The following is a 26,792-nucleotide window of genomic DNA, read 5'->3' as shown; positions in this document are numbered from 1 at the left end:
CATTCTTGCACGACCGGGCGCCTGCAGAGTGTGCAATTGTGTGAGTTGTTTGGCGGGCGATCGGCCTAGACTGAGCGTAACGCGGTGCGCTCCCTCGCACCGCACGTGCAACATGATGCGAGGAAGAACTGTGTCAATCAACGGAGAACAGGGCGTCGCAGGCGGCGCGCTGGCAGGTATTCGGGTCGCTGACTTTTCGCGCGTGCTGGCCGGGCCGCACGCAACGATGATTCTCGCCGATTTGGGCGCAGACGTGATCAAAATTGAGAGCCCCGAGGGCGACGGCACCAGGCAGTGGAACCCGCCGACTAACGCCATCGGGCAGAGCACCTACTTTGCCGGGGTGAACCGCGGCAAGCGATCGGTCGTGTGTGACCTGCGCAGCGAAGAGGGCCTTGAGCGGGCCCGCGAGCTCGCCCGCACCGCCGACGTGGTCATCGAAAACTTTAAGCCTGGCACGATGACCCGCTTCGGCCTCGGCTATGACGAGGTCGCGGCGGCAAACCCGGGCGTCGTCTACTGCTCAATCTCGGGGTTTGGCGATGACGCCGGGCGCGACCTCCCCGGTTACGACCTGCTGGTGCAGGCCGTGGGTGGCCTCATGAGCATCACCGGCCAGGCCGATGCGGCGGGCGGTGAACCCACCAAAGTGGGTGTCGCGCTCGTCGATGTGCTCACCGGGTTGAACTCGGTCATCGGCATCCAGGCCGCACTGCGTGCCCGCGACACCGCTGACTCGGCGACCGCGGGTCAGGGCCAGCACGTGAAGGTGACGCTGCTCGGTTCGCTGCTGTCGGCGCTCGCCAACCAGGCGTCATCGACGCTTGAGACGGGGGTCTCACCGCAGCGCATGGGTAACGCGCACCCATCGATCGCGCCCTACGAAACCTTCCACGCCGCAGACCAAGCGCTCGCGCTTGCCGTGGGCACCGACGGGCAGTTCGCTCGCCTGTGCGAGGTCATTGGTAGCCCCGAGCTGGCCACCGACGAACGCTTCGTGAACAACCCTTCCCGCGTCGCAAACCGTGATGCGCTGAAGACCGCGCTCGAAGCGGCGCTGCGCACGCGACCCGCCCAGGAATGGATCGACGCATTCACCGCGGCAAACATTCCGGCCGGCCGCGTGAACACGATCGGCCAGGCGTTTGAGCTGGCCCAGTCGCTCGGCCTCGGCACCGTCGTGAGCACCGCGGCGACCGCCCCCGACGGATCGGCCCAGACCCTCAACTCGGTCGCGCTGCCGATCTCGCTCTCGGGCACGCCCGCGACCTACCAGGCCCCGCCGCCCGGCATCGGCGAGCACCAAGACGCGCAGTGGCTCGCGCGCTAACCCGCGCCAGCAACCCCGCACTTCATCACTCTTCACACCTTCAGAATTCTTTGAGTTCGCACCCTTTATGAGTTAGGACACCCGCATGACCACCACGATTGATCAGCTCTTCGACGTTGCAGACTATGTCACAGAGGAAGAGCGCGAATGGCAGCTCAAGGCCCGCGAGTTCGCGCAGACCCGCATCAAGCCGATCATTGACCAGGCGTTCGAAGATCGCCGCCTGCCCGTCGAGCTGCTCCCCGAGGTGGGCGAGTTCGGTGCATTCGGCATGTACATGGACGGGTACGGCCTGAAGGGTGCCTCGTCAGTCGCGTACGGTCTCGTCGCGATGGAGTTCGAAGCCGTTGACTCGGGCTTCCGTACCGCATTGTCGGTGCAGGGGTCGCTCGCGATGGGCGCGATCTACAAGTTTGGTTCAGAAGATCAGAAGCAGCAGTGGCTGCCCGCCATGGGTCGCGGCGAAGCGATCGGGTTCTTCGGGCTCACCGAGCCCCAGGGTGGTTCTGACCCCAACACGATGATCACGACTGCCCGCCGTGATGGCGACAGCTGGGTCCTCAACGGTAAGAAGCGGTGGATCGGCCTCGCCACCATCGCCACGGTCGGTGTGATCTGGGCGAAGGACGACGAGGGCATCGTGCGTGGTTTCGTTGTGCCCACGAACACCCCCGGGTTCAAGGCGACCGCGATCGAGAACAAGCTGTCGATGCGTGCGTCGTTGCAGACCGAGATCGAGCTCACCGATGTTCGCCTGCCCCTCGACGCGATCCTCCCCGGATCAAAGGGCCTGTCGTCGCCGTTTAAGTGCCTCAACGAGGCCCGCTACGGCATCGCCTGGGGTGTGATGGGCGCGGCGCGTTCATGCCTTGAGGCCGCGGTTGAGCGGTCGCAGACCCGCCAGGTGTTTGGTGCTCCGATTGGTGGCAAGCAGCTGATCCAGGCGCAGCTCGCCGACATGTTTGTGGAGTACCAGAAGGGTCTGCTCGTGGCGTTGCACCTGGGCCGGTTGAAGGATGCCGGCACGTTGCCCCACGCGCAGATCTCGGTCGGCAAACTCAATAACGTGCGCGAGGCCATCAAGATCGCCGGTAACTGCCGTTCGATTCTGGGTGGCGATGGCATCACGAGTGATTTCCCGGTGATGCGCCACATGGCGAACCTCGAGTCGGTACGCACCTATGAGGGCACCGACGAGGTACACCAGCTCGTGATTGGTCGCGCGCTCACGGGCATCGCCGCGTTCTAACCTTAGGTTTACGTTCCGGATCATGCCCGGCGCCTCTTTCGAGGCGCCGGGCATTTTTCTTTTCGCCGCACCCGCATTGCTAGGCTGGGTAGAACAACAGTCGATGAAGATGCAAGGGGTGCCCTGATGGCCACGCAGACTACTCGGGTGCGATGGGGCGCCGTCGCCCTCTTCGTGGTGCTGGCCTACGGGCTCGCCTGGCTGGCCGCGCTGCCGCTGTGGCTTTCCGATCTCTCAGCGCCGAGCACGCAGATTCTCTCGGCGATTCTGGCGCCGGTGATGATGCTGACACCCGCAATCGCGACCATCATCGTGGTGTTTGTGATGCGCGCGCCGCGCACCCATCGCGCACGGTTTCTTGGGCTGTGGCCGCTGCGCCCCGCCAAACGCGTTGTCTGGCTCACCGTAGCCGCCCTGTTCGGCTCGATCGCCATCGGGTTTGCGTCGGTGGCTGTGGCCGCGCTCCTGGGCTGGGTGGAGCTTGACCTCGTCAACTTCTCGGGCTTCGTTGCCCTCAACGAAGCGGCCCTGCCCGCGGGCATGGAAGCCAGCGTGCTGCCACCCGCGGGTCTGCTGATTGCGGTGCAGATCGCGCTCATGCCCATCGCCGCCATCTTGCCCAACTCGCTGCTCGCGTTCGGTGAAGAGCTGGGTTGGCGGGGATGGTTGCTGCCCGCGTTGCGCCCGCTGGGCACCTGGCCCGCGCTGCTGCTGAGCGGGGCGATCTGGGGCGTGTGGCATGCTCCGCTGACGCTGCTCGGCCACAACTACGGGCTGTTTGACTGGCGCGGGGTCGCCCTGATGACGGTGAACTGCGTGCTGTGGGGCGTGCTGTTTGGCTGGCTGCGACTGCGCTCGGGATCGGTATGGCCCGCCGTCATCGCGCACGGCGCGCTGAACACCACCGGAGGTCTTGTCATGCTGTTCGCGGCCGTCGGCAGCGAAGTGCGTGTCGAGCTCGTGACCGTGGCCGGGGCAGCCGGATGGATCGTGGTCGCCCTGATCGTGCTGGTGCTCACGCTCACCGGTCAGCTGCGCATACAGCCCGAACTTGCACCAGCGCGCAATGAACTGCCGCGCAATGCACCTGTGCGCCATGATCCGGAGCACAACGAGCCAGAGCGCACTGAGCCAGCGGATAATGCGCCGGCGACCACCGACCTATGAGGCCTGCGGAAACCACCATTCGGGGGTGAGTACCGAGAGCGTCTTGATGAGATCTTCGCGGTCGTGCCGGCCAGACGTCAGCCACAGGAACACTGGGCCCACAAAGCCGGTGCCAATCAGGCTGGCCAACAGCTGCGGGTCGAACTCGGGCAGGGGCGGCGGCAGAGTGAGGCGCGCATCGAGGTACATGCGCACGATGCTCGTGAAGTGTGTTGCGAGCACGTACATGCCGGTGCCGTCGTCGGGCGCCGTGAAGCTGAACGTGTAGATCGCGCGGTGCCGCTCGATGTGATCGAGGGCGAGGTTCAGCGTTGCCAGAAAGGCGTCACGCGGCTCGGCCTCAGCGAGTGACGAGAGTGCGGTGGTGCGTGCTTGCGTGAGATCTTGGGTGAGGGCCTCTCGCAGAGCTTCACCGGGCGTCAGGTAGTGCTTGTAAAAAGTGACGCGGTTAATGTCTGCGGCGACCGCAAGCTCTGACACCGTGATTTCGGTGGCGGGTTTTGTTGCGGCGAGCTGCAGCACTGCTGCGTGCAGCGATGCACGCGTGCGTACGATTCTTGCGTCGGTCATGGCTCTACATTAACGCCGAAGCACGCAAATATCAGGCTACATATGTGGGAATGCGGTAAACATGCAGCTGACGCGTAGGAAGGTCACGACAAAACGTCTGATGTTTAGTGCAGGCGGGTCAGCGAAACGATCCGCGCGCTCGCCTCCGGGTACTGTTCCTGCAGTGTGGCGCGGTCACCGAGCTGAAACCCGTTCCAGTCGAACGGGGGAGACATGGTGGTGCCGACGAGGCTCCATGATCCGGCGGAGCTTGATCCCTGCATCACACCCGGGCCCACGACGATCTGCGGCCGCTGGCCCGCGGCGGCATCAGGGCCGAGCACCGGCTGCTCGATGCGGCCGTCGGGGTGCAGTAGCAACAGCTGCAACGGCGCGCCCGCGTACCAGTGGTACACCTCGACCGAGTTCAGCGAGTGCAGCGCCGAGAAATCGGGGTCGGCGAGCAGATAATAGATCGCGCTGGAGTGCGCATCGAGGTGCATCTGCCGAAACAGCCCGCCCTCGTGTTCGAGCGGTGCGAGCTCGAGTAGCTCAACCCAGTGCGCCGCCTCGGCGGGAAGCTCTGGGAGAGTAGCAGGGAGCGCCGCGGGGGGAGAGACCTCAGACGTGCCGAGGTCTCCACCCGCAGGTGAGGCCTCGATCACGCGAGCGCCGCCTCACGCGGCTTGCGGAACCGGCGGCTCGTGAAGATCAACACGATCAGCGTGACCACGTAGGGCGCAGCGTCAGTGAGCTGCGGCGGCAAGCCAAGAATCTGCAGCCTGAAGCCAAGCGCGTCAGCGAAGCCGAAGAGCACCGCTGCACCGAGCACGCCCACGGGGTGCGCACGCGCGAGCATCACGGCGACGACGGCGATCCAGCCGCGGCCAGAAGACATATTCTCGGTGAACAGCACCACGTTACCAAGGGCGAGTTGCGCGCCGCCGAGGCCCGCAAGCGCACCCGAGGCGAGCACAGCGCCCAGTTGGTAACGCTCAGGCTTCACGCCGAGCGTCGCCGCGGCGAGGGGGCGTTCGCCCACCCCGCGCAGGCGCAGGCCGAGGGGCGTGCGGAAAAGCACGATCCATAGCGTCGGTACGAGCAGCAGCGCGAGGTACCCGAGCGGGGTCAGCGAGAAAAGCGCCCCGAGGTAGGGAATATCGGCGAGCACCGGAATGCGCCACACGGGAATGCCCACGATGCCCGGGTCTTGGAACACACCCTGCACATCGAAGATCGCGACGAGCAAGAAGCTCGTCATGCCCAGCGCCAAAATATTCATGGCGATGGCGAGCACAATCGGGTCGCCCTTGCGATACACCGCCCCGTAACCCAGAATCAGCGCGAAAAGCGCACCGGCGAGCATCGCGGCAATGACGCCGAGCAACCAGCTGTGGGTGAAGAACGACGCGGTCACGGCGCAGAACGCGCCAATCAAAATCATGCCCTCGAGGCCGATGTTGAAGATGCCGGCGCGCTCGGCGATCATGCCGCCCAGGGCCGCAAGCAGAATGGGAATCAGGGCCCGAATCACCGAGGTGACGAGGTCTTGATTAAACATGTCGAGGAAGCTCATCGTGCGGACTCCTTCGAGGCGGGTGCTGCGGCTTCTGCTGCTGCGATGGGGGCGGAGGGCGTTGCTGCGGAGGCTGCTGCTGCCGCGGCTGCAGGCGCCGCGGGCTCGGGGGCGGGCGGGGCCTCGCGATCCGGATCACCACCGCGCTTGCGCAGCTTTGGCAGCCCGACGCGGAACGCGAGCAAGATAATGACGAGCGCCTGAATCACGGCGGCGATCTGCGGTGAGAGACCCAGTTCGCGGCCCATCGCGTCGCTGCCGACCATAATCGCGGCGAAGAAGATGCCCGCGATGGCGGTGCCGATGGGGCGGTACAGCGCGAGCAGGGTGACCAGCAGCGCGGTGAACGCGTAGTTCGTCTGCACGATGTAGCCCTCGAGCAGTCGCGTGGACGGGGCGCCGATGATCAGCATCAGGCCGAACATACCGGCGAGGCCACCCGAGAACGCCATGGTGCGCGTGACGAGGGGTGCGGGCTTGACGCCGCTGTAGCGGGCGAACTCGGCGTTCTGGCCGCTGACGCCCGACTCGAAGCCGAAGCGGGTGCGCTGGTTCATGAAGATGACACCGATGAGCACGACGATGAGTACCACGAGCGACCAGTTCACGCTCGTGAGAATCGAGGTGATCGGGTTGGTCGGGCCGAGGGTGGTGCGCAGCGTCTCAGCGAAGGCCGAATCACGCGGCACCAGCATCGACATCTGCACCTCGGGGCGCACAGCCTCGCTCGCAATCAGCGCAGAATCGGGCTCGTCGAGCTTGAACCTGATCACCCATGACGAGAAGAATCGCGCCGGGTAGTTCATGAGCAGCGAGGAGAGCAAGATCGGCACACCGAGGCGGTTCTCGAGCAGTGCTGCGATGACGCCCCAGGCCGCACCCACCGCGATGGCGGTGATGAACGCGAGAATCACGATGAGGAAGGCGGGGCCGGGCACGTAGACCGCGACCATGCCGCCGGCGAGCGCGCCGAGGCCCGCCTGCCCCTCGGTGCCGAGGTTCAGAATGCCGGCGCGGAAGGCGATGGCGATGGCGAGACCGATGCCGATGATCGGAATGGCGCGTGAAATGGTGTTGGCGAGGCCGGGGCCGCTGCCGAATGAGCCCTGCACCATGGCGACGTAGCCGCTGATCGGGTCAACGCCCGCGATCAGCATGAAGCAAGCGCCGATGACGAGCGCGAGCACCACCGAGATGGGGATCGGGGTGGTAAACCAACGCCCGATGCGTGTGACCTGTTTCATCGTGCGTCTCCGTTCGCGAGAGCGCCTGGGCGGTGCCGAGGCTCGGGCTCATGGCCCGCCATGTAGAGTCCGAGCAGTGCTTCGGTGGCTTCTTCTTTCGCCACTTCGGCGGTGACGCGCCCCTCAAACATCACCAGGATGCGGGAGGAGAGCGACATGATCTCGCTGAGTTCGGCAGAGATGAGCAACAGTGCTCCTCCGCCGTCACGGTATTCACACAGTTCGCGGTGGATCGATTCGATGGCGCCAACGTCGACGCCACGGGTGGGCTGTTCGGCGATCAGTAGCGGTGAGCCGTAGTCGAGCTCGCGCGCGACGACGACCTTCTGCAGGTTGCCGCCCGAAAGCGTGCCTACGGCGGTGGCGGGGCTGGCGATCTTGACCCCGAAGCGCTTGATGAGGCGCTGCGCGTGCTCAACCATGGCGGCACGCGACAGCAGACGGCGCTGCAGAATCGGGGCGGTACGGTGATGACCGAGTGCCAGGTTGTCGATCGCGCTGGCGGTGCCGGCGCTGCCGACGCCGTGGCGATCCTCGGGCACATAAGCGATGCCCGCGTCGCGGCGCTGGGCGATCGATGAACGTGACAGGTTGTTGCCCTGCAGGGTGACTGAACCCGAGGCGATCGGGCGCATGCCGATGATGGCCTCGGCCAGTTCGACCTGGCCATTGCCGGCGACACCAGCGATGCCGACAACTTCGCCCGCGCGCACCTGCACCGAGGCGTGCTGCACGGTGGGGTTAGTGCCGGCCTCAGCGACGGTGACATCGTGCACGTCGAGCACGATCTCGCCCGGCTCAAGCGCCGGCGGGGGAGTGGACAGGTCAACGTCGCGACCGGTCATGTGGCGGGTGATCTCTTCGGGGGAGCTGTCGGCGGTGACGAGCTGGGCGACGTTGCGGCCGTCACGCAGCACGGTGACGCGGTCAGAGATCGCCATCACCTCGTTCAGCTTGTGCGTGATCAAGATGATCGTGCGACCGTCTGCCTTGAGCGCGCGTAGCACGTCGAAGAGGTTCTCGGTTTCTTGCGGGGTGAGCACAGCGGTGGGCTCATCGAGAATCAGTACGCGGGCTTCGCGGTACAGGGCCTTCACGATTTCGACGCGCTGCAGCACACCAACGGGCACCGAGCTGACGCGTGCCGTCGGGTCGAGGGCGAGGCCGTATCGGTCTGCGATCTCGCGTACGCGCTCATTGGCGCTCTTGCGATCGATCAGGCCGCGCTTGGTCGGCTCGCTACGAAACACCACGTTCTCGGCGATCGTGAGTGACGGAAAAAGTTTGAAGGACTGGAACACCATGCCGATGCCGGCATCGATGGCGCCCTGCGGGGAAGAGAAAGCTATCTTCTCGCCGCGCACATAAATTTCACCCTCATCGGGCTGGTAGACGCCGGCGAGCTGCGACATCAGAATCGACTTGCCTGCGCCGTTCTCGCCCATCAGTGCGTGAATCTCACCGGTTTCGACCTCGAAGTCGACGTTGTCATCGGCGAGAACACCGGGGAAACGTTTGGTGATGCCGCGCATCGAGATTTCGGCGGTCATCCGCGCTCCTTGGGGTGGGGTGGGTGTGAGGGTGCTGCGTGTAACGATGTTGCGATGTTGCGATGTGGGGCGTGGCCGCGCTGGTGTACGGCCACGCCCCACATTCACGACTTAGGCGAGGGGGTCGGTGACCTTTACCTTGCCAGAAACGATGTCATCGCGCACCTGGGTGACCTGCTCGAGAACCTCGGGGTTCTCCATCACGGTGCACTGCGACTCTTCTGCGCCCTCTGCGAGGCTGACGATGGTCATGCCCTCTTCCTTCAGGCCGAAGCTGGTAGTGGCATCCTTCGAGCTGACGCCGTCCATGATCTCGCCAACAACGGTCTCAACGACGCGGTTTACCGACTTGATCGAGCCGTCGACTACCGAACCGGGCTGCATGCCGCACTGGTTGGTGTCTACGCCGTAGGCTGAGAAGCCCTTCTCAGCTGCAGCCTCCATGATGCCGCCGTTGGCAGCAGCGCCCACAGCGAAGACCTGGTCAACGCCGGTGCCGGCGTAAGCAATGGCCTGCTCCTTGGCGCGAGCGGTGTCAGCGAAGGGGTTCTCGCCGCCCACAACCTGAGGATCGATCACGTCGACCTTCTTGTTGGCTGCCTCGGCACCCTCGGCGAAGCCCACCGTGTACTTCTGCATCAGCGGGATATCGAGAGAAATGATCGAGCCAACCTTGCCAGCTGCAGACAGCAGACCAGCTTCGTAGCCGAGCAAGTACGAGGGCTCCTGCTCACGGAAGGTCGCCTGGTACAGGTTCTCGGGGGCGCCGTCGACCTTGGTGTCGATCAGCAGGAACTTCTGCTGCGGGTTCGCCTCAGCGAGTTCCTTGGCCATTTCCTCGAACTGGAAGCCGAGCATGACAACGACCTCGGGCGCCTGCGCAACAGCTGACTCCAGGTTGGTGCGACGCTGCGCCTCGTCCTTGGACTCGAACGTCTTGGCTGAGCCCTCGAACTGCTCAGCTACCGAGTCGATGCCGACCTTGCCCGACTTCAGAAACTCGTTCTGGCCGATCGGGTCGCTGGTGATGTAAATGAACTTAGGGCCCGACGCGTCGCTCGCACCGGCATCGCCGCCACCTGCGCAGGAGGTCAGGAGGAGGGCGCCAGCGGCTGCCCCAGCAACGAGTGCCGCACGCGTGCGGCTCTTGGTGAAGAACATAGGTATTCCTTTCGAGAATGACATGGGAATGTAAAGAAGCTTATGAGCGCAGGGCGCCAAGTGGTACCGAGACGGGCGATTCGCCCTTGCCTGGCAGAATGATGCGGCGCTCGGTAACGATGGCCGTGATCAGTTCGTGCGGGGTGACATCGAAGGCGGGGTTCACCGTATTGGTGCCCTCGGGGGCGGTACGCGTGCCACCGAAACCACAGACCTCATCTGAGCCGCGGTCTTCGATTTCAATGTCGGCGCCGGTCGCGGTCAGCATGTCAACCGTTGACTCGGGGGCGACGACAATGAACGGTACGCCTGCGTGCTGCGCCGCGAGGGCGAGTGAGAACGAGCCGATCTTGTTGGCCGAGTCACCGTTGGCGGCAATGCGGTCAGCGCCGATGAACACGGCGTCTGCGATACCGCGCGACAGTAGGAAGGGGCCAGCCGAATCGATGATCAGGCGGAACGGGGCTTCCATGCGCGTGAGCTCCCACGCCGTCAGGCGTGCACCCTGCAGCAGTGGCCGCGTCTCGAGGGGGAAGGCCTCTTCGAGGGATCCCTGTTCGAGGAGCGTCTGCACGACGCCGAGTGCTGTACCGCGCTCAACGGTGGCGAGGCTGCCGGTGTTGCAGATCGTCATGACGCGCACGCGATCCTTTCCAGTGAGCTCGCGCGTGAGATCGGCGCCGTAGAGTCCCATGGAGACACACGCTGCAATGTCTTCATCACGAATCGCGATGGCTTCGGCGAGCACGGCTGCGGGGCCACCGGCGAGTGCGGTGAGAGCGCGGTCGACGCCCCACGACAGGTTGACGGCGGTCGGGCGAGCTTCGCGCAGTAGCGCGGCCTGACGGCGCACCTCTGCCTCGTCGAAGTCGGCGTCGCCGTTCTCGACAGCAACACTCGCCGCAATCAGCGCCACACCAAAGGCTCCGGCCACGCCCAGCGCGGGGGCGCCACGCACAGCGAGACGCTGAATATCGTCGATGAGGGTCGGCAGCTCGGTGACTCGCTGTACCTCAATGGTATGCGGCAGCAAGGTCTGATCGATCAGCTCGATAACCCCGTCAACCCAGTCGATCGTGCGCAAGAGGGCTCCTTCATAGTCTTGCCGTGGCAAGGCGTTACCCGCCCCCCGGCATCGGTGTCGCAACACTCTAGGGTATCGGAACTCGGCTCAGCGCCGAATTCGACTCGGTGTGACTATCGAAGTTGCACAATTTTGTCTACTCTTTCTTGGTAACACCGGGGGTTCATACACAAGTAGTGAAGCGTTCAGGTTGCTCCTTGCGTGGCGCCCACCATCTGTCAGGCGCCGAGCGTAGCGTGAAGTTATCGGGCACCGCCCGATCGAGGAGGCCACACAGCCTCGGTAATGTGGCAGCCTCGCCCCACGGGAATTCCTGTAGGAGATCACGATGATGTCACACAATCTCGGTGGTACCAGGCTCGCAGAAGGTGCGGCGATCGCACCGCAGGGCGGGCCAGCAGAAGCACCGACCGCAGGGCTGGCTGATGCGCCAGCAATCGAGCGCACCTCATCTGCGCACGTGACCGAGCGCACCTATGTGCTCGACACCTCGGTGCTGCTGAGCGATCCGCGTGCGCTGTTTCGGTTCGCAGAGCACGCCGTCGTATTGCCGGTGGTCGTGCTGGTGGAGCTCGAACAGAAACGCCAAGACCTCGAACTGGGGTACTTTGCGCGTCGCGCGCTGCGCAGCCTCGATGAGTTGCGGGCTCGTCACCTGCGACTCGACTTCCCGGTTCCCGTGGGCACCGACGGCGGCACCCTGCGGGTGGAGCTGAATCACTCGAGTCTCGACACGCTGCCCAGCGGCATGCGGCTGGGCGACAACGACACACGCATTCTTGCGGTCGCCCACAATTTGGCCTCTGAAGGCGCTGACGTCACCGTGGTCTCGAAAGATCTGCCGATGCGGTTGAAAGCTGCCGCACTGGGCCTGGGCGCAGAAGAATATCGGGCCGAGCTTGCGCACGATGATGCCTACACCGGGGCCGTGCAGATGAGCCTCGACGAAGAGCAGATGCGAGTGCTGTGGGAGTCTGAGCGCGTCGATGATGTGGAGGGGGCACGCGGCCTGCCTTACGGCACGGGAGCGATTCTCCAATCCACGCGAGGGTCGGCGCTCGGGCGAGTGGATGGCGACGGTTCATTGCACCTGGTGCGCGGCGACCTTGAGGTATTTGGGGTGTCGGGCCGCAGCGCCGAACAGCGCCTCGCGATCGACCTGCTGCTCGACCCCGAGGTGGGCATTGTGTCGCTCGGCGGCAACGCGGGCACGGGTAAGTCGGCGCTGGCGCTCGCGGCGGGGCTTGAAGCGGTGCTCGAGCGGCAGCAACACCGCAAGGTGATGGTGTTTCGCCCGCTCTACGCCGTGGGCGGGCAAGACCTCGGATACCTGCCGGGTGACCGCGACGAGAAGATGAATCCGTGGGCGCAGGCCGTCTTCGACACCCTCGGCTCGATCGTGTCACAGAACGTGCTCGAAGAAGTGATGGCGCGGGGCCTCATCGAGGTGCTGCCGCTGACCCACATTCGCGGCCGGTCGCTGCACGATGCCTTCGTGATTGTCGACGAGGCGCAGTCACTCGAACGCGGAGTACTGCTCACGATGCTCTCGCGTATCGGGCAGAACTCGCGGGTGGTACTCACCCACGATGTGGCGCAGCGCGACAACCTGCTGGTGGGCCGCTACGACGGTATCGCTGCGGTGATCGAGAAGCTGAAGGGCAACCGTCTGTTTGGCCACGTCACGCTCGCGCGCTCGGAGCGCAGTGACATCGCGGCCTTGGTCACCAAGCTGCTCGACTAATCCGCACCTGACGGCCCGAAATACGACAGCGGGCGGGGCTGGCAATCAATGCCAACCCCGCCCGCTGTGCCGCGTGTGTGCGGTGTGTTGCTTCGCGCTACTTCGCGACGCCCGGGTGGGTCATCGAGAGCAGATCGAGTGCCTTGTCGAGGTCAGCCTCGGTGACGTCGCCGCGCTCGACATAGCCGAGGTCGATGACCGCGTCGCGCACGGTGATGCCCTTGGCCACCGAGTGCTTGGCGATCTTCGCTGCCGCTTCGTAACCGATGAGGCGGTTCAGCGGGGTGACGGTTGACGGGCTCATGCCCGCGAGTGCTGCCGCGCGCTCGATGTTCGCCTCAAGACCCTTGACGGTCTTGTCTGCGAGCACGACCGAAGCGTTGGCGAGCAGGCGTACCGACTCGAGCAGGGCGGTGCCCATGACGGGAATCTGCACGTTGAGCTCGAACGCGCCTGAAGCGCCAGCCCATGCGATGGTTGCGTCGTTGCCGATGACCCGCGCGCAGACCATGAGCACGGCCTCGGGAACCACAGGGTTCACCTTGCCGGGCATGATCGACGAGCCGGGCTGCAGATCGGGGATGTGCAGCTCGCCAAGACCCGTGTTGGGGCCCGAGCTCATCCAGCGCAGATCGTTGTTGATCTTGGTGAGCGAGACGGCGATGGTGCGCAGTGCGCCCGATGCCTCGACGAGACCGTCACGGTTCGCCTGTGCCTCGAAGTGGTTGCGTGCCTCGGTGATGGGCAGGCCGCTCGATGCCGCGATCTCGGCGATGACCTTCTCGGGGAACCCGAGGGGGGTGTTGATGCCGGTGCCCACGGCGGTGCCGCCCTGGGGAACCTCAGCGACGCGGGGGAGCGCAGCATCGATGCGCTCGATGCCGTAACGCACCTGTGCAGCGTAGCCGCCAAAGACCTGACCGAAGGTGACGGGGGTGGCATCCATCAGGTGGGTGCGGCCCGGCTTCACTGCGGTCGCCCACAGTGTTGCCTTCTCTTCGAGGGCCTCGGCGAGGTGCACGAGTGACGGCTTCAGCTGCTCGATGAGCGCGCCGGTCACTGCAATGTGAACCGAAGTGGGGAACACGTCATTCGACGACTGCGAAGCGTTGACGTGGTCGTTGGGGTGCACGGGAGCGCCGAGGTGCTTCGTGGCGAGGGTAGCCAGCACCTCGTTCATGTTCATGTTCGATGACGTGCCAGAGCCGGTCTGGTACGTGTCAACGGGGAACTCGGCGTGGTGGTCGCCCCCGATGATCTCGTCAGCAGCGGCGACGATGGCCTTGGCGATATCGGCGTCAAGAACGTTCAGCTCGCTGTTGGCGATGGCCGCAGCGCGCTTGATGCGTGCGAGTGCGACGATCTGAGCGGGCTCGAGGCCCTTGCCTGAGATCGGAAAGTTCTCAACGGCGCGCTGCGTCTGCGCGGCGTACAGCGCATTCTTGGGAACGCGTACCTCGCCCATGGTGTCGTGCTCGATGCGGTACTCGATGTCGCTCATATCTTCCTTATGTGTAGGTAATAAAGCCGGTGTTGAGTGAAAAATACAGTAAAGATTAGGGGTTATGCGAACGCGGTGAGCTCGATGTCGAGCTTGCCCACTGAGCTGACGGGCGCAACGCGGCCGTTGTGCAGCTGGTATTGGCAACCGACGATGCCGAGTCTGCCCTCGGCCACCGCGTCACTGAGTACGCGAGAGGACCTGATGAGCTGATTGATTGTAGTCACGAGGTGGCGACGGCCTACGGCGTTGGCATCAATCTGATCTGGATCAACATAGGGGGTGTCGCGGTGTTCCTTGAACCACACCTGCTGCACTGAGGGCTGAATTAACGAGAGCTCGTCTTTGATGGCCTCGGTCACTTGCGGAGGGCGCGCCGTGGTCTGCTCGATGGCAGCGGCCACCGCACCGCACGAGTCGTGGGCAAGCACCACGATGACGGCGGCACCCAGCATCGCCACCGCATATTCGAGCGTGGCCACCATGTTCATGTTGGCCACCTGCCCGATGTTGCGAGCGACAAACAGGTCACCCAGGCCGCAGTCGAAGAGCATTTCGGCTGCGACGCGCGAGTCAGCACAGCCCAGGAAAGCGGCATCTGGTGCCTGCCCGCTCGCGAGCTCATGCCTGCGGTCGGTGTCTTGGTTATTGTGGCGCAGCGTGTCATTCATGAAACGTTCGTTGCCTGCCGAGAGGGCATCCCATGCCTGCTGCGGGGTGACTCGAGGGGACTTCATTTATGGTGCCTCCGGTGTATTCAATGAACGAGCGACGTCAACGGCAAGGACGCGTAGATTGCCGGGGGTATCGGTGCCGTACACGACGACCGTGTCTCCAGCGATCTCTGTTTTGAGGCCGAAGAGCGCGTTGCTCGAGTCTGGGCTGCGGTCGGAGTGATCGTACACCGCCCACTGCAGGCCACCAAGTTCTTCGCTGCCGGTTTCGGCCTGCTGCTCGAAGTGACCCGCGGCCCAAGCGTCTTCGGGTGGGGTGCCGTCAGCGGTGAAGCCCTGCGCGACGGCGGCGAACGCTTCGTCGACGGTGGTGTAATTGATACGCCACTCGGTGACCTCACCGGTGCGACGCAACTGAGCCTGCTTGGCCTTCCAACCCTCAGGAACATCGGGAGCTGCGAGTACGCGGCCGGCGCTCGGGGCGGCCTCTTCTGCCAGTTGAGACACGTCGATCGACACGTCTTCGAAACCGCCGACACCGCGCGGCACCATCAGCACAATGACCAGCACCAGGCCCAGCGACACCAGTAGTGAGAACACCAAGTTGTTGACGGTCTTGCGCTTCTTGTACAGGTACGAGTCGGTGGCCTTGCGATACGCGGTCTCTGCCGGTGTCTCGGGGCGGCCAAGTTCGGCGACCACCACGGGCGGCTTTTGCTGCTTTGCCATGATTATGCGCCGATCCTGTCTGCGGCCGATTGGGCCCCATGACGTGCCTCCTCGAGGCGCTTACGAGCCCCAAGCAGCCACTCCTCGCAGCGTGCAGCAAGGGCCTCACCGCGCTCCCATAGCGCCAGTGATTCTTCCAATGAGGTGCCGCCCTGTTCTAGGCGACTCACGACCTGAATGAGTTCGTCACGGGCCGCTTCGTAGCTCATGGATGCTTGATCCGGGCTTACAGTTTCTGCCATAGCCCCCAGCTTACCCGGCGCCGCTGACATCATTGCCTGGCGTGGGTCAGGTGCGTCTCTCCTAGCAGTCGAAGTCACGGGGTGACGACCGTTGCGACGTGCCCGCCGGCGACAGTGAGGCGCAGCGCAGCGCCGACGGGGGCGTCTGCCGGATCGCGCACCACGGCTCCAGGGGTGCCGTCTACGGCGATGACCTGGGCGATGGCATAGCCCCGCTCGAGCGTGGCGCGGGGTGACAGAGCGGTGAGGCGTGCGCGGGTCTGCGCGAGGGCCTGGCCGCGATCGTTCACCGCGCGGTCAGCGAGCTCAGCGCCGCGCGCCGCCCACCGCACGAGCTCATCGGCTCGCTCGTCGATGCCGCGCTCGGGCTGGGCGAGCACGGGCCGCGCACGCAGCTGCGCGATGCGGTCAGTTTCATGCGCGATGAATTGCCCGAGGCGTGAACTCATGCGCGCACGAGCCTGATCGAGCCCCGCGAGTTCTTCGCCCACATCGGGCACCACTCGCTTCGCGGCGTCGGTGGGTGTTGACGCGCGCAGGTCAGCGATGTCGTCGAGCAGCGGTCGATCGGCCTCGTGCCCGATCGCGCTGATGAGGGGAGTGGTCGCCGCCGCCGCGGCACGCACCACCCGTTCATCGCTGAACGGCAACAGGTTTTGAAAGTCGCCGCCGCCACGCGCAACAATAATCACGTCGACCTCGGGGTCACGGTCGAGCGCTTCGATGCCCGCGGTGACCTCGCCTGCAGCACGGTCGCCCTGCACAGCGGCGTAGTGGATCTTGAACTTCACCCCGGGCCAGCGCAGCGTCGCGTTGCGCACCACGTCTTTCTCGGCGTCAGAATCGCGCCCCGTGACGAGACCGATGAGCCCGGGCAAAAACGGCAGCGCGCGCTTACGCTCGGGCGCGAACAACCCCTCGGCGAGAAGCTGACGGCGCAGCCGCTCGAGCCGCTCAAGCAGCTCGCCCAGGCCAACGTGAGACAGGTCAAACACCTGCACCGTGAGGGAGCCGCCCTTCACCCAGAAGTTGGGTTTCACGAGCGCGATCACCCGATCACCCTGGGCGTATTCGCTCGTGAGCCGCTGCGCGACCGAGCGCCACACGGTGAAACTGATAGTGGCGTCTTGACTGAGGTCCTTCAACTTGCCGTAGACGTGCCCGCCGCGCACCTGCCACTGGGTGATTTCTCCCTCGATCCACAGCTGCCCGAGCCGCTCAACCCAGCCGGCAATCTTTTCGCTCATGAGGGCGACGGGCCACGGCGTATCGCGCGTCGCGGGTGTCGAAGCTGACGTGGGTGTGGAAACTACTGGCTCGGCCATGCCTCAAGCCTAGCTTTAGCTACCGTCATCGCCGCACGGGTTGCCGCTGGTCGGCGGGTGTTCAGACCTCGCGGCGTAGACTGGTGGGTATGACCGAGACTGCTCAGATCCCGAACCCGCGCACACTTGGTGCGCCCGTTGTGAGTCTTGCGATGCCCCGTGTGCGTCGCAAGGAAGGGCGCCTCAAGAACGTTGCCGTTGCCGGCGATAAACGTGTGCTGCTCGCAGCCCCCCGCGGCTACTGCGCGGGCGTTGACCGCGCCGTCGTTGCCGTTGAGAAGGCGCTTGAGCGCTACGGCGCCCCCGTCTACGTGCGCAAGCAGATCGTGCACAACGTGCACGTCGTGAAGACGCTCGAAGAAATGGGCGCCATCTTTGTGGAAGAGGTCGACGAGGTGCCCGAGGGCGCCAACGTCGTGTTCTCGGCTCACGGCGTCTCGCCCGCCGTGGTGAGTGCCGCCGACGACCGCGGCCTGCACGCGATCGACGCGACCTGCCCGCTCGTGACCAAGGTGCACCGCGAAGCCGTGCGCTTTGCGAAGCAAGACATGGAGATCTTGCTGATCGGCCACGAAGGCCACGAAGAAGTTGAGGGAACCGCTGGCGAAGCTCCCGAGCACGTCACCATCGTGAACTCTCCCGAGGCCGTCGACACGCTCGAGGTGCAAGACCCCGACAACCTCGTGTGGCTGTCACAGACCACGCTCTCGGTCGACGAGACGATGGAGACGGTGCGCAGGCTGCGCGCCAAGTTCCCCAACCTGCAAGATCCCCCCAGCGAAGACATTTGCTACGCCACGCAGAACCGCCAGGGCGTCATTAAAGAGATCGCGCCCAAGGCCGATCTCGTGCTCGTGATCGGTTCGCGCAACTCATCAAACTCGGTGCGCCTCGTTGAGGTCGCCCTCGAGTACGGCGCAAAGTCGGCGTACCTCGTTGACTATGCGAGCGAAGTGAAGCAGGAATGGCTTGATGGCGTGCAGACCATCGGCGTCTCAAGCGGTGCCTCGGCGCCCGAGGTGCTCGTGCAGGAGCTGCTCGATGACCTGGTTGATGCGGGCTACGCAGATATTCAGGCTGTGATGACGGCTGAAGAAGACCTCGTCTTCTCGCTGCCGAAGGAGCTGCGTCAGGATGCCTCGGGTAACACCGATGCCCGCGCCCTCGGTGGCCGCGTGCGCTAACACGCGCTCGCTAGAAACAGACCCGCCCCGCACGATGTGGTTCAGCGCTTCAAGCTGAACTCACCGTGCGGGGCGGGTCTGTGTGTGCGGCGGGTGCCTACGGCATCTGCTGCGTGTACTCAAACATCTTGTCCATCGATCCATAGGGGTCAGAGTTCAGCTGCTGCATGAGCTCGGGAGCCCCCGAGAACATGGCGATCGCGGTGACGATGAACACCACGATGATTGCAATGGCGCCCGCGGTCAGCGGCACCCAGAAGGTGAGCTGGCGAGCGCGCACGCGCCGGATCGAGAAAATCAGGGTAAACGCAAACAATGCGAGCATCAGGATGCCGCTGATGGTGCCCAGCGGCCCCACCCACGACGCGACGCTTGTGTCTTCGACGCCGATCATGGTGCCCGTGAGTCGCATCTGCGACTCAAGTGCGAACAGTCCCGTGGCGAAGTTGAGCGTCGCAAACGCGCCCAGCACGAGCAGCACGATCGTGATCACGCGGTCTGCGGTGCGCGGCTTGGCGACCCCGCCAGGCGCGCCCATGGGCGCCCCGACCGGAGCCTGGGGAGCAGGCGCGGGTGAGGCAGGAGTCGCGGCGGCGCGGTACGGTGCGCCTGATTCCTGCTGGCTCGCGCCGCCGGGGGTGGGCGTCGATCCGGCCACGGGGGCCGACTTCGCGCCGGCACCCTTAGGTAGGCCCGCGCCCAGGTTGTGCGGCACCCCAGGCAATGAACCCGAGGTGGGAGTGGCGCGCTGCGGCGCCTGTGACGACGACCCAGCAGACGCAGGCGTGGTTTCAGCCTGGCCATCAGCCTGAGCGTTGTCGCCCTCGGGCTTCCACGTCCATCCCTCGGGAGCGAGCTCACCATACGCCGGGCGTGCGCGCTCGACGGGAGCTGCCGGAACAACGGGAGCCGCGGGAACGACAGGAGCTGCGGGGGCAGCCGGATCCTGCGAAGCCGGGGTGGTCTGCGGGTCGTCTGCCACTATGCGCTCACCGACTTGCCAGCCGAGCCGAGCTGCTCAGCAGCCAGCGCGATGCGAGCGGCCATGCCAGTCTCAGCAACCTTGCCCCATGCGCGGGGATCGTACTTCTTCTTGTTGCCGACCTCGCCGTCAACCTTCAGCATGCCGTCGTAGTTCTTGAAGAAGTAGTCGGTGAGGGGACGCGAGAACGCGTACTGCGTGTCGGTGTCGATGTTCATCTTGATGACACCGTTGCGTACCGCCTCGGCGATCTCTTCAGCCGATGAGCCCGAACCACCGTGGAACACGAGGTCGAGGGGCTTCGCGGCGGTGCCGTACTTGGCGGCGAGGCCCGACTGGATCTCAGCGAGCAGCTCGGGGCGCAGCTTCACCCCGCCCGGCTTGTAGACGCCGTGCACATTGCCGAAGGTGAGGGCGGTGAGGTAGCGGCCCTGCTCGCCCAAGCCCAGCGCTTCAACGGTCGCAACCGCGTCTTCGAGGGTCGTGTACAGGTTGTCGTTGATCTCGTGCGTGATGCCGTCTTCTTCGCCGCCGACGACGCCGATCTCGACCTCGAGGATGATGCCGGCAGCCGCGAGGCGGGGCAGCAGCTCCTTAGCGATGTCGAGGTTCTCAGCGAGGGGCACAGCCGAGCCGTCCCACATGTGCGACTGGAAGTAGGGGAGGCCGCCGTTCTTGACGCGCTCCTCACTGGCCGCCACGAGGGGCAGCACAAAGGACTCGAGGTGCTGCTTGGGGCAGTGGTCGGTGTGCAGCGCCACGGTGATGTCGTAGGCCTTGGCGACTTCTTCTGCATACTTCGCGAAGGCGATCGCGCCGCCGGCGCGGTTGTTCACGGTGTGACCGGCGAGGTAATCGGCGCCGCCGAAGCTCACCTGAAGAATGCCATCCGACCCGGCCTCTGCAAGGCCCTGCAGGGCTGCGTTGAGGGTTTGCGAGCTAGACACGTTCACCGCTGGGAACGCAAAGGTTCCGTTCTTAGCGGTGTCGAGCATAGCTGCGTACTGTTCCGGGGTTGCTACGGGCATGGGTTCTCCTAGGATTTGTGAGTGTGTGTCGACTGCGCCACAGGTTCCATTCATCACGGTTCGGCGCTGAGCCGCGATTACTTCTCAGTCTAGGCGGTAGACTGGTCGTCATGACTGAACCACGATCTCTCGGCGATTGGCAGCCCGACCGCAACCTCGCAATGGAATTGGTACGCGCGACGGAGGCCGCAGCAATGCGGGCTACGCCTTGGATCGGACGAGGCGATAAAAACTCGGCTGATGGTGCCGCAGTAGACGCTATGCGTCGCTTCCTCTCGACCGTCAACATGAACGGCACCGTCGTGATCGGCGAGGGCGAGAAGGACGAAGCTCCCTGGCTGTACAACGGTGAAAAGGTGGGCAACGGTGAGGGCGCTGAGTGCGACGTCGCCGTTGATCCGATCGATGGCACCCGACTCGCCGCAGAGGGTCGCCCCGGCGCGCTCTCGGTGATCGCTGTTGCCGACCGCGGCAGCATGTACGACCCCTCGGCCGTGTTCTACATGGACAAGCTCGTATGTGGCCCCGAGGGCGTGGGTGTCGTTGACATCGATCGTCCCATCGGAGAGAACATTCGTGCCCTGGCTCGCGCCAAGAACGTTGATGTTTCTGACATTCGTGTGGCTGTGCTTGACCGCCCCCGTCACGCCCAGCTCATCACCGACATTCGCGAGGCCGGCGCTGGCACCCGCTTGATCATGGACGGCGACGTCGCTGGCGGCGTCAACGCGGCCCGCTGGGATTCGCGCATCGACATGTGCGTCGGCATCGGCGGCACCCCCGAGGGCATCATCACAGCGTGTGCAGTGAAGGCACTCGGCGGCGTCATTCAGGGCCGCCTCTGGCCGAAGGATGACGAGGAGCGCGAGCGCGCCCTCGCCGCAGGCCACGACCTCGATCGCGTGCTGCAGTCGAACGACCTCGTCGCCAGCGACAACTGCTACTTCGTTGCCACCGGCATCACCTCGGCCGAGTTCGTTGACGGCGTGCAGCGCCACGGCCCGTTCGTGCGCGCAGAGAGCATCGTGATGCGTGCGCACTCGGGCACCATCCGCCACGTCATCAGCGACATGGATCCCACGCGCTGGAACTAAGCACAACCCCGCCGGTCACCCGGTAACACGCCTCGCCCCCGACCACCTCACCATGTGAGGAGGCCGGGGGCGACGTGTTTCTCGGGCGATGCGCGGGCGGCAACTGCTCTCGTGTCAGCGGTTGCCGGGCAGTTATTGCTGCGCGTCGAAGACCTCGTCAAAAGTATTCATCGGAGATTCATCCGCCGAAAGACGTGCGACCGCGGCCTCGAGGGCGGCGGGGGAGTCTTCAGCTACGACTGAAGGCACCTCGAGCGTTTCGACGCTGCGCAGCGTGCGCTCAACCGCGCGAGTGCGCACGCCCGCGAGCTGCACCGTATTCTGTGCGGTCTGCAGCTGCTTCTCGAGCTTGTCCCACACCTGGCCGTACTTCTTAAACTCGGCTTTGGCTGCGCCGAGTACCTTCCACACCTCAGAGCTGCGCTTCTCGATGGCGAGGGTGCGAAACCCGAGCTGCAGGCTGTTGAGCAGCGCCATCAACACGGTCGGCCCGGCAATGGTGACGTGAAAGTCGTTCTGCAATTTGCTGGCCAACCCCGGGCGGCGAATCGCCTCGGCGAAGAGGCCCTCGGTGGGGAGATACATGATCGCGAAGTCGGTGGTGTGCGGCGGGTGAATGTACTTCTCGCTGATCAGTTTTGCCTGCGCAATGATCACCTTCTCGACGACACGGCCAGCCGCATCAACGGCATCCTTCTCGCCGCCCTCTTGCGCTTCGAGTAGTCGCTCGTAGTCTTCCTGCGGAAACTTCGAGTCGATGGGCAGCCATACGGGCACCTCGCCCTCTTCTCGGCCGGGTAGTTTCACCGCGAACTCCACGCGGTCGGCCGAACCCGGCTCAACCGCGACGTTCTCGGCGTACTGCTCGGGGGTGAGCATGTCTTCGAGCTGGCGTGCCAGCTGCACCTCGCCCCAGCTGCCACGGCTCTTCACGTTGGTGAGCACGCGCTTCAGCCCGCCCACGTCTGAGGCGAGGGTCTGCATTTCACCCAGCCCCTTCTGTACCTGCTCGAGGCGATCGCTGACGAGCTTGAACGACTCGCCGAGGCGACGCTCGAGCGTACCCTGCAGCTTTTCATCCACGGTTTCACGCATCTTCTCGAGCTTGGCTTCGTTGCCCTGGCGCAGCTGCTCAAGTTCGGTGCGCAGCGTGGCGCGCAACTTGTCGAGTTCTTCGCGCTGCGTCACCTGCAGCTTTTCAATCTCTTGCCGCAGCGTTTCTTGCAGCTCGGTCTGCTTCGAGACGTGCGTGTCAGTGAGCGCCTGCACGCGCTTGGCGTTCTCATCGAGCGACACCTTCAGCGTGTCCTGCAGTTTTTCACCGACGGTCGCGCGCACGAGTTCGAGCTGGGCGTCATTGGCGAGTCGCAGCGCTTCAAACCGTGCCTCGACCGTGCCCGTGAATTCGGTCTGCGACTGCACACCGGCCTGCGCCGAAGCGTGTAGACGGTCGTGCAGGCCGGCGAGTGAGCGCTCGAGCAGCTCGCGCTGTTCGAGCTGCGCCGAGGAGCGCGCGTCACGATCGCGCGCAAGATCATCGGCCTGCATCGAGGTCACCGTTTGCAGCCGCGTGTCGAGCTGTTGCTGCCCCACGGCGAGCGACTGCGACAGCTCGCCGCGCAGCGCCCCAAACTCTTGGCGCAGCTCAGGGCCGAGCGCCTGCGCGCCAGTGCCGGTAACGATGCCCTGCCCGGCACTACCGGGTCGGGTGCGCAGCAGCACGATGGCGAGCAGCGCAATGGCCACCAAAAAGTTGATGATGCTCAGAATGAGAACGACGGCGTTCATGGGGCACCCGTCCTTTCTAGAATTGATGTGACATCAACGCTAGCGACGACCACCGACAACGCTTCTTACAGCTTCAGCGGAATGGCCTTCAGCGTGTGCAGTTTGACCCCGGTCATTTTGATGAGCGTGGGCAAATCTGGTGCGCCATGGTGGCGGGCCGAATTGATGACGATGGCAGCGCTGGCCTCGGCATCAGCGCTCGCATCGTGGTGCGCGAATTCGCCGTACCCCGCGGCCGCGGCGGCCAGTGGGAGCCGGTGCGACGGCAGATCGTAGGTCTTGCGCGACACCTGCACGCTGCAGAGGTACCGCAGCTTGGGCACGGGGGTGATGGTCTCGGCACAGGCGGTGCGAATAACGCCCATGTCGAAACTGGCATTGTGTGCGACCGCAATATCGTCGCCCAAGAAGTCGCGCAGATCGCCGAGCTGCTCGGCCCAACCAGGTGCCCCCTCGACCATCTGCCGAGAAATGCCGTGGATCTTCACATTGAACGGATTGAACGACCCGTGTGCCTCGGGTGGCTTGATGAGCCAGTCGGCCCGCTCGACCACCAGGCCATCGCGCACACGCACGAGGCCCACTGAGCACGCCGAAGAGGCGTGACTGTTGGCGGTCTCAAAATCGATGGCAGTGAAATCTACAGGCACGCAACAAGGGTGCCACACACCCCTGACAGTGAAAGCCCCGCAATCACCGGGTAGAATGATCCACCGTGGCTCTTACAATCGGCATCGTTGGCCTTCCCAACGTCGGCAAATCAACCCTGTTCAACGCTTTGACGAACAACGACGTGCTCGCAGCGAACTATCCGTTCGCGACGATCGAGCCGAACGTCGGCGTTGTGAATCTTCCTGACCCGCGGCTCGCGCAGCTCGCTGAGATCTTCGGCTCAGAACGACTGCTGCCCGCAGCGGTCAGCTTCGTCGACATCGCCGGCATCGTGCGCGGTGCGAGCGAGGGCGAGGGCCTCGGCAACCAGTTCCTCGCCAACATTCGCGAGGCAGACGCTATTGCACAGGTCGTGCGTGGCTTCTCTGACCCCGACGTGATTCACGTCGATGGCTCGGTCAACCCGGCCAGCGACATGGAGACGATCAACACCGAGCTGATCATCGCCGATATGCAGACCGTCGAGAAGGCCCTCGTGCGCTTCGAGAAGGAGCTCAAGAACCGCAAGATCGAGGCTTCGGTCGTTGAAACGGCGAAGGCTGCGCAGGCGGCTCTGAACGACGGCAAGCTGCTCTCGCACACGGACATTGACCTTGAAGAGATCCGTGAGCTTGGTCTGCTTACCGCAAAGCCCTTCCTCTACGTCTTCAACGTTGACGAGGTTGTGCTGCAGGACGAGGCGCGTCTCGCTGAATTGGCCGCTCTTGTTGCACCCGCAAAGGCGATCTTCTTGGACGCCAAGATCGAGAGCGAGCTCGTAGAGCTCGATCCCGCAGACGCTGCTGAGCTGCTCGCATCGATCGGCCAGGACGAGAGTGGTCTTGACCAGCTCGCTCGCGTCGGTTTCGAGACGCTCGGCCTGCAGACCTACCTGACCGCTGGCCCCAAGGAAGCGCGCGCCTGGACCATCAAGCAGGGCGCGACTGCTCCTCAGGCTGCTGGCGCGATCCACACCGATTTCGAGAAGGGCTTCATTAAGGGCGAGATCATCTCGTTCGCAGACCTGGTCGAGACCGGATCGGTTGCCGAGGCCCGCGCCAAGGGCAAGGCCCGCATGGAGGGCAAGGAATACATCATGCAGGACGGCGACGTCGTGGAATGGCGTTTCAACGTCTAAATCCCAGATCAGCGGTAGCAGCACCATGACACAACAGTGTGTTTTTGGTGTGTAAGTGCCGCCGCTCGGGTGCTCATTCCCGCCCCTTTCGTTTCAGACGAAAGGGGCGGGAATTTTTTATGGGGTGTCCCCGTGCCTGCGCGGTGGCCCGATCAACAGGTGTTGCGCGCGGCAATGCAATGAGGCACATTGCGTCGCGCTGATCCGGGGCCAAAAACGCTTGCGGCGTGAAACCCGAGTGCGTTACAGTGCAAGTGTTTTCAGTGTTGCCGGAAGTACCGTGAACAGCGGCAGGCATGCCTACGTGAGGTGCCCACTTCGAGTCAGTTGCGGCTCGGTGTTCTGACCTATCACCGAGCGAGCCGAGCGAAACGGCTCGCCCTCATTAATCGTGCTGAACCGTACTGATCCGGAGCTCCCACCATGCACGCCAGTCGCGCACCCCACCTGTTTGCCTCGCTCGCAGCGTTCGCCCTGTTGCTCACGGGGTGCGCTGCCGCCCCGGTCGCCGACGCGGTGACGCCCGCCCCGCCTCCCGCGGGGTCGGTCACCGGCGTGGTCGTGCCCGACGCGTTTACGGCGGTTACCGTGTCAACGATCGGCAACAGCCCGCTGCCGTTTAAGGGCACCGACGGCAAATACCACGTGGTCTATGACCTGCTGCTCACGAACGCAACCAAAGAACCCGCGAGCGTCGAGAAGTTTGAGGTCGTCGACGGGCAAAACCCGAAGACCGTGATCGCCAGTTTTGCGGGGAAGGCCCTCATCGACCCGACCTGTGTCTACGGTGACTGCAATCGCTTGCGCAGCCTCCCGGCAAGCACCGTTGAGAGCGCGACGATTCCGCCGCAAGAAAGCCGCGTGCTGTTCATTGATTTCGCCGTCGATACCAAGGACGATGTGCCGGCCACGCTGCTGCACCGCTTCACCGGCACCGGCGCAAATTCGCCAGCGTTCGGAAAACCCTCAGATATCGACTATCTGACGACCCCGATTGCGGTCTCGACCCAGACGGTGCCGGTGATTGCCCCGCCGCTCAGCGGCGAGAACTGGATCGCGCTCAACGGGTGCTGCGAGCCGGGGTTTCCGCACCGCAGCTCGGTGATGTCGTTCAACGGCAAGATGAATAACAGCCAGCGGTTCGCCATCGACTGGAAGCGTGCCAACGACGAGGGCGACTTCTACGTGGGCGACAAAACCCTAAACGAGAGTTACGTCGACTACGGCGCAGATATTCTCGCGGTGGCCGATGCGACGGTGGTCGCGATTCTTGACGGGGTCGCAGCGAACGCCCCGGGTAAATTGCCGGCCGACGACCCAACACTCGCGGCAAAACTCACCGTGGAAAACGCCGACGGTAACCACGTCGTGCTTGACCTGGGCGACGGGGTGTATGCCATGTATGCGCACATGATTGCGGGTTCGGTGACGGCCAAAGTGGGGGACAAGGTCAAGGAAGGGGATGTGCTCGGCCACTTGGGCAACACCGGTAATGCCAACGCGTCACACCTGCATTTTCAGTTGATGAATGGTCCCAGCTTTATTGAGTCAGATTCGCTGCCGTATGCCCTGCGAGGCTTCGACTATGACGGGCAGGTCGCCCCGAAGGTGATTGAAGACGCCGACGATTATCTCACGGGCAACTTCCTCACGGGCAAGCTTGCGCAGGCTGAAGCGCGCACCGATGAGATGCCCCTCAACCTCGCGATCGTCGACTTTAAGTAACCCCGTCGCTGCGGCGACCGCAGCTCACCGGGTTGGTAAGCTGCAGATAGATGCCAATTCAGGCATATGAACCTTCC

Annotated in this window: 24 protein-coding genes; 8 read left to right on the top strand and 16 right to left on the bottom strand. The window is 64.3% G+C overall.

The genetic code is table 11. From position 1 onward, the window contains the following. The first annotated feature begins 115 nt into the window (after window positions 1-115). The 3 genes from JOF28_RS05005 to JOF28_RS04995 all read left to right on the top strand — a co-directional run bounded on the left by JOF28_RS05005 (window position 116) and on the right by JOF28_RS04995 (window position 3,746). The gene (locus JOF28_RS05005) at window positions 116-1,330 is read left to right on the top strand and encodes a CaiB/BaiF CoA transferase family protein (protein WP_209706796.1); all 1,215 of its coding nucleotides are present in this window, start codon (window positions 116-118) and stop codon (window positions 1,328-1,330) included. An 85-nt stretch (window positions 1,331-1,415) separates the two neighbouring features. Further along, window positions 1,416-2,579 carry an acyl-CoA dehydrogenase family protein gene (locus JOF28_RS05000; protein ID WP_209704759.1) on the top strand — a complete coding sequence of 388 codons (1,164 nt, stop codon included), beginning with the start codon at window positions 1,416-1,418 and terminating at the stop codon, window positions 2,577-2,579. A gap of 126 nt (window positions 2,580-2,705) precedes the next feature. After that, a complete protein-coding gene (locus tag JOF28_RS04995) occupies window positions 2,706-3,746 on the top strand; it encodes a CPBP family intramembrane glutamic endopeptidase (RefSeq protein ID WP_209704757.1) in 1,041 nt (346 codons plus the stop codon). Here the strand turns inward: JOF28_RS04995 and JOF28_RS04990 are convergent. From JOF28_RS04990 to mtnA, 7 genes are all read right to left on the bottom strand, one after another. Further along, complete coding sequence (locus tag JOF28_RS04990; RefSeq protein ID WP_209704756.1) at window positions 3,741-4,316, bottom strand: TetR/AcrR family transcriptional regulator; 576 nt, start codon at window positions 4,314-4,316, stop codon at window positions 3,741-3,743. The two genes, JOF28_RS04995 and JOF28_RS04990, sit on opposite strands and share 6 nt — an antisense overlap. Window positions 4,317-4,420: 104 nt before the next feature. Beyond that, window positions 4,421-4,960 carry a cupin domain-containing protein gene (locus JOF28_RS04985; protein WP_342452084.1) on the bottom strand — a complete coding sequence of 180 codons (540 nt, stop codon included), beginning with the start codon at window positions 4,958-4,960 and terminating at the stop codon, window positions 4,421-4,423. Beyond that, window positions 4,957-5,871, bottom strand: a complete 915-nt coding sequence (locus tag JOF28_RS04980) for an ABC transporter permease (protein ID WP_209704754.1) — start codon at window positions 5,869-5,871, stop codon at window positions 4,957-4,959. Before JOF28_RS04980 ends, JOF28_RS04985 begins: the two co-directional genes overlap by 4 nt. After that, entirely contained in the window at window positions 5,868-7,115 is a 1,248-nt protein-coding gene (locus JOF28_RS04975; protein ID WP_209704753.1) for an ABC transporter permease, read from the bottom strand. The genes JOF28_RS04980 and JOF28_RS04975 overlap by 4 nt, the downstream gene beginning before the upstream one ends. Further along, window positions 7,112-8,665, bottom strand: a complete 1,554-nt coding sequence (locus JOF28_RS04970) for an ABC transporter ATP-binding protein (RefSeq protein WP_209704751.1) — start codon at window positions 8,663-8,665, stop codon at window positions 7,112-7,114. The genes JOF28_RS04975 and JOF28_RS04970 overlap by 4 nt, the downstream gene beginning before the upstream one ends. 111 nt (window positions 8,666-8,776) lie before the next feature. After that, the gene (locus JOF28_RS04965; RefSeq protein ID WP_209704750.1) at window positions 8,777-9,826 is read right to left on the bottom strand and encodes a BMP family ABC transporter substrate-binding protein; all 1,050 of its coding nucleotides are present in this window, start codon (window positions 9,824-9,826) and stop codon (window positions 8,777-8,779) included. Between the two features lie 40 nt (window positions 9,827-9,866). Continuing rightward, window positions 9,867-10,910 (bottom strand): S-methyl-5-thioribose-1-phosphate isomerase, encoded by a 1,044-nt coding sequence (gene mtnA, locus JOF28_RS04960; protein ID WP_209704748.1) that lies wholly within the window; start codon window positions 10,908-10,910, stop codon window positions 9,867-9,869. A 328-nt stretch (window positions 10,911-11,238) separates the two neighbouring features. Between mtnA and phoH2 the strand changes: the two genes are divergently transcribed. Beyond that, window positions 11,239-12,654 (top strand): RNA 5'-3' helicase PhoH2, encoded by a 1,416-nt coding sequence (gene phoH2 / locus JOF28_RS04955; RefSeq protein WP_209704747.1) that lies wholly within the window; start codon window positions 11,239-11,241, stop codon window positions 12,652-12,654. Window positions 12,655-12,751: 97 nt separating this feature from the next. Here the strand turns inward: phoH2 and JOF28_RS04950 are convergent, their stop codons facing one another. From JOF28_RS04950 to xseA, 5 genes are all read right to left on the bottom strand, one after another. Further along, entirely contained in the window at window positions 12,752-14,155 is a 1,404-nt protein-coding gene (locus JOF28_RS04950; protein ID WP_209704746.1) for a class II fumarate hydratase, read from the bottom strand. Between the two features lie 62 nt (window positions 14,156-14,217). Then, window positions 14,218-14,892 (bottom strand): carbonic anhydrase, encoded by a 675-nt coding sequence (locus tag JOF28_RS04945; protein WP_209704745.1) that lies wholly within the window; start codon window positions 14,890-14,892, stop codon window positions 14,218-14,220. Beyond that, window positions 14,893-15,558, bottom strand: coding sequence for a DUF4245 family protein (locus JOF28_RS04940; protein WP_209704743.1), 666 nt, complete (start codon window positions 15,556-15,558; stop codon window positions 14,893-14,895). It abuts the gene before it with no gap. Window positions 15,559-15,560: 2 nt separating this feature from the next. Beyond that, complete coding sequence (locus tag JOF28_RS04935; protein WP_209704742.1) at window positions 15,561-15,800, bottom strand: exodeoxyribonuclease VII small subunit; 240 nt, start codon at window positions 15,798-15,800, stop codon at window positions 15,561-15,563. A gap of 74 nt (window positions 15,801-15,874) precedes the next feature. Next, window positions 15,875-17,125 (bottom strand): exodeoxyribonuclease VII large subunit, encoded by a 1,251-nt coding sequence (gene xseA, locus JOF28_RS04930; RefSeq protein ID WP_209704741.1) that lies wholly within the window; start codon window positions 17,123-17,125, stop codon window positions 15,875-15,877. An 89-nt stretch (window positions 17,126-17,214) separates the two neighbouring features. Between xseA and JOF28_RS04925 the strand changes: the two genes are divergently transcribed. Continuing rightward, window positions 17,215-18,309, top strand: coding sequence for a 4-hydroxy-3-methylbut-2-enyl diphosphate reductase (locus JOF28_RS04925; protein WP_209704739.1), 1,095 nt, complete (start codon window positions 17,215-17,217; stop codon window positions 18,307-18,309). Window positions 18,310-18,406: 97 nt separating this feature from the next. On the opposite strand, the gene JOF28_RS04920 is transcribed toward JOF28_RS04925, so the two are convergent. After that, window positions 18,407-19,291 (bottom strand): DUF6264 family protein, encoded by an 885-nt coding sequence (locus JOF28_RS04920; RefSeq protein WP_209704738.1) that lies wholly within the window; start codon window positions 19,289-19,291, stop codon window positions 18,407-18,409. Then, window positions 19,291-20,319 (bottom strand): class II fructose-bisphosphate aldolase, encoded by a 1,029-nt coding sequence (gene fbaA / locus JOF28_RS04915; protein ID WP_209704736.1) that lies wholly within the window; start codon window positions 20,317-20,319, stop codon window positions 19,291-19,293. Before fbaA ends, JOF28_RS04920 begins: the two co-directional genes overlap by 1 nt. A 110-nt stretch (window positions 20,320-20,429) precedes the next feature. On the opposite strand from fbaA, the gene glpX reads away from it, so the two are divergent. Next, window positions 20,430-21,413 carry a class II fructose-bisphosphatase gene (gene glpX, locus JOF28_RS04910; RefSeq protein ID WP_209704735.1) on the top strand — a complete coding sequence of 328 codons (984 nt, stop codon included), beginning with the start codon at window positions 20,430-20,432 and terminating at the stop codon, window positions 21,411-21,413. Window positions 21,414-21,545: 132 nt separating this feature from the next. Here glpX and JOF28_RS04905 read toward each other — a convergent pair whose 3' ends face one another. Further along, window positions 21,546-23,201 carry a DNA recombination protein RmuC gene (locus JOF28_RS04905; protein WP_245189874.1) on the bottom strand — a complete coding sequence of 552 codons (1,656 nt, stop codon included), beginning with the start codon at window positions 23,199-23,201 and terminating at the stop codon, window positions 21,546-21,548. 65 nt (window positions 23,202-23,266) lie between these two features. Beyond that, window positions 23,267-23,851, bottom strand: coding sequence for a 3'-5' exonuclease (locus tag JOF28_RS04900; protein WP_209704734.1), 585 nt, complete (start codon window positions 23,849-23,851; stop codon window positions 23,267-23,269). A 65-nt stretch (window positions 23,852-23,916) separates the two neighbouring features. On the opposite strand from JOF28_RS04900, the gene ychF reads away from it, so the two are divergent. Continuing rightward, window positions 23,917-24,990: a redox-regulated ATPase YchF gene (gene ychF, locus JOF28_RS04895; RefSeq protein WP_209704733.1), complete on the top strand. Its 1,074-nt coding sequence runs from the start codon at window positions 23,917-23,919 to the stop codon at window positions 24,988-24,990. A gap of 423 nt (window positions 24,991-25,413) precedes the next feature. Continuing rightward, entirely contained in the window at window positions 25,414-26,715 is a 1,302-nt protein-coding gene (locus tag JOF28_RS04890) for a M23 family metallopeptidase (protein ID WP_245189873.1), read from the top strand. Window positions 26,716-26,792: the final 77 nt, after the last annotated feature.

Source organism: Leucobacter exalbidus, assembly GCF_017834145.1.
GTDB classification, from domain to species: Bacteria; Actinomycetota; Actinomycetes; order Actinomycetales; family Microbacteriaceae; genus Leucobacter; species Leucobacter exalbidus.
This window is presented reverse-complemented; position numbering and strand designations above follow the sequence as displayed.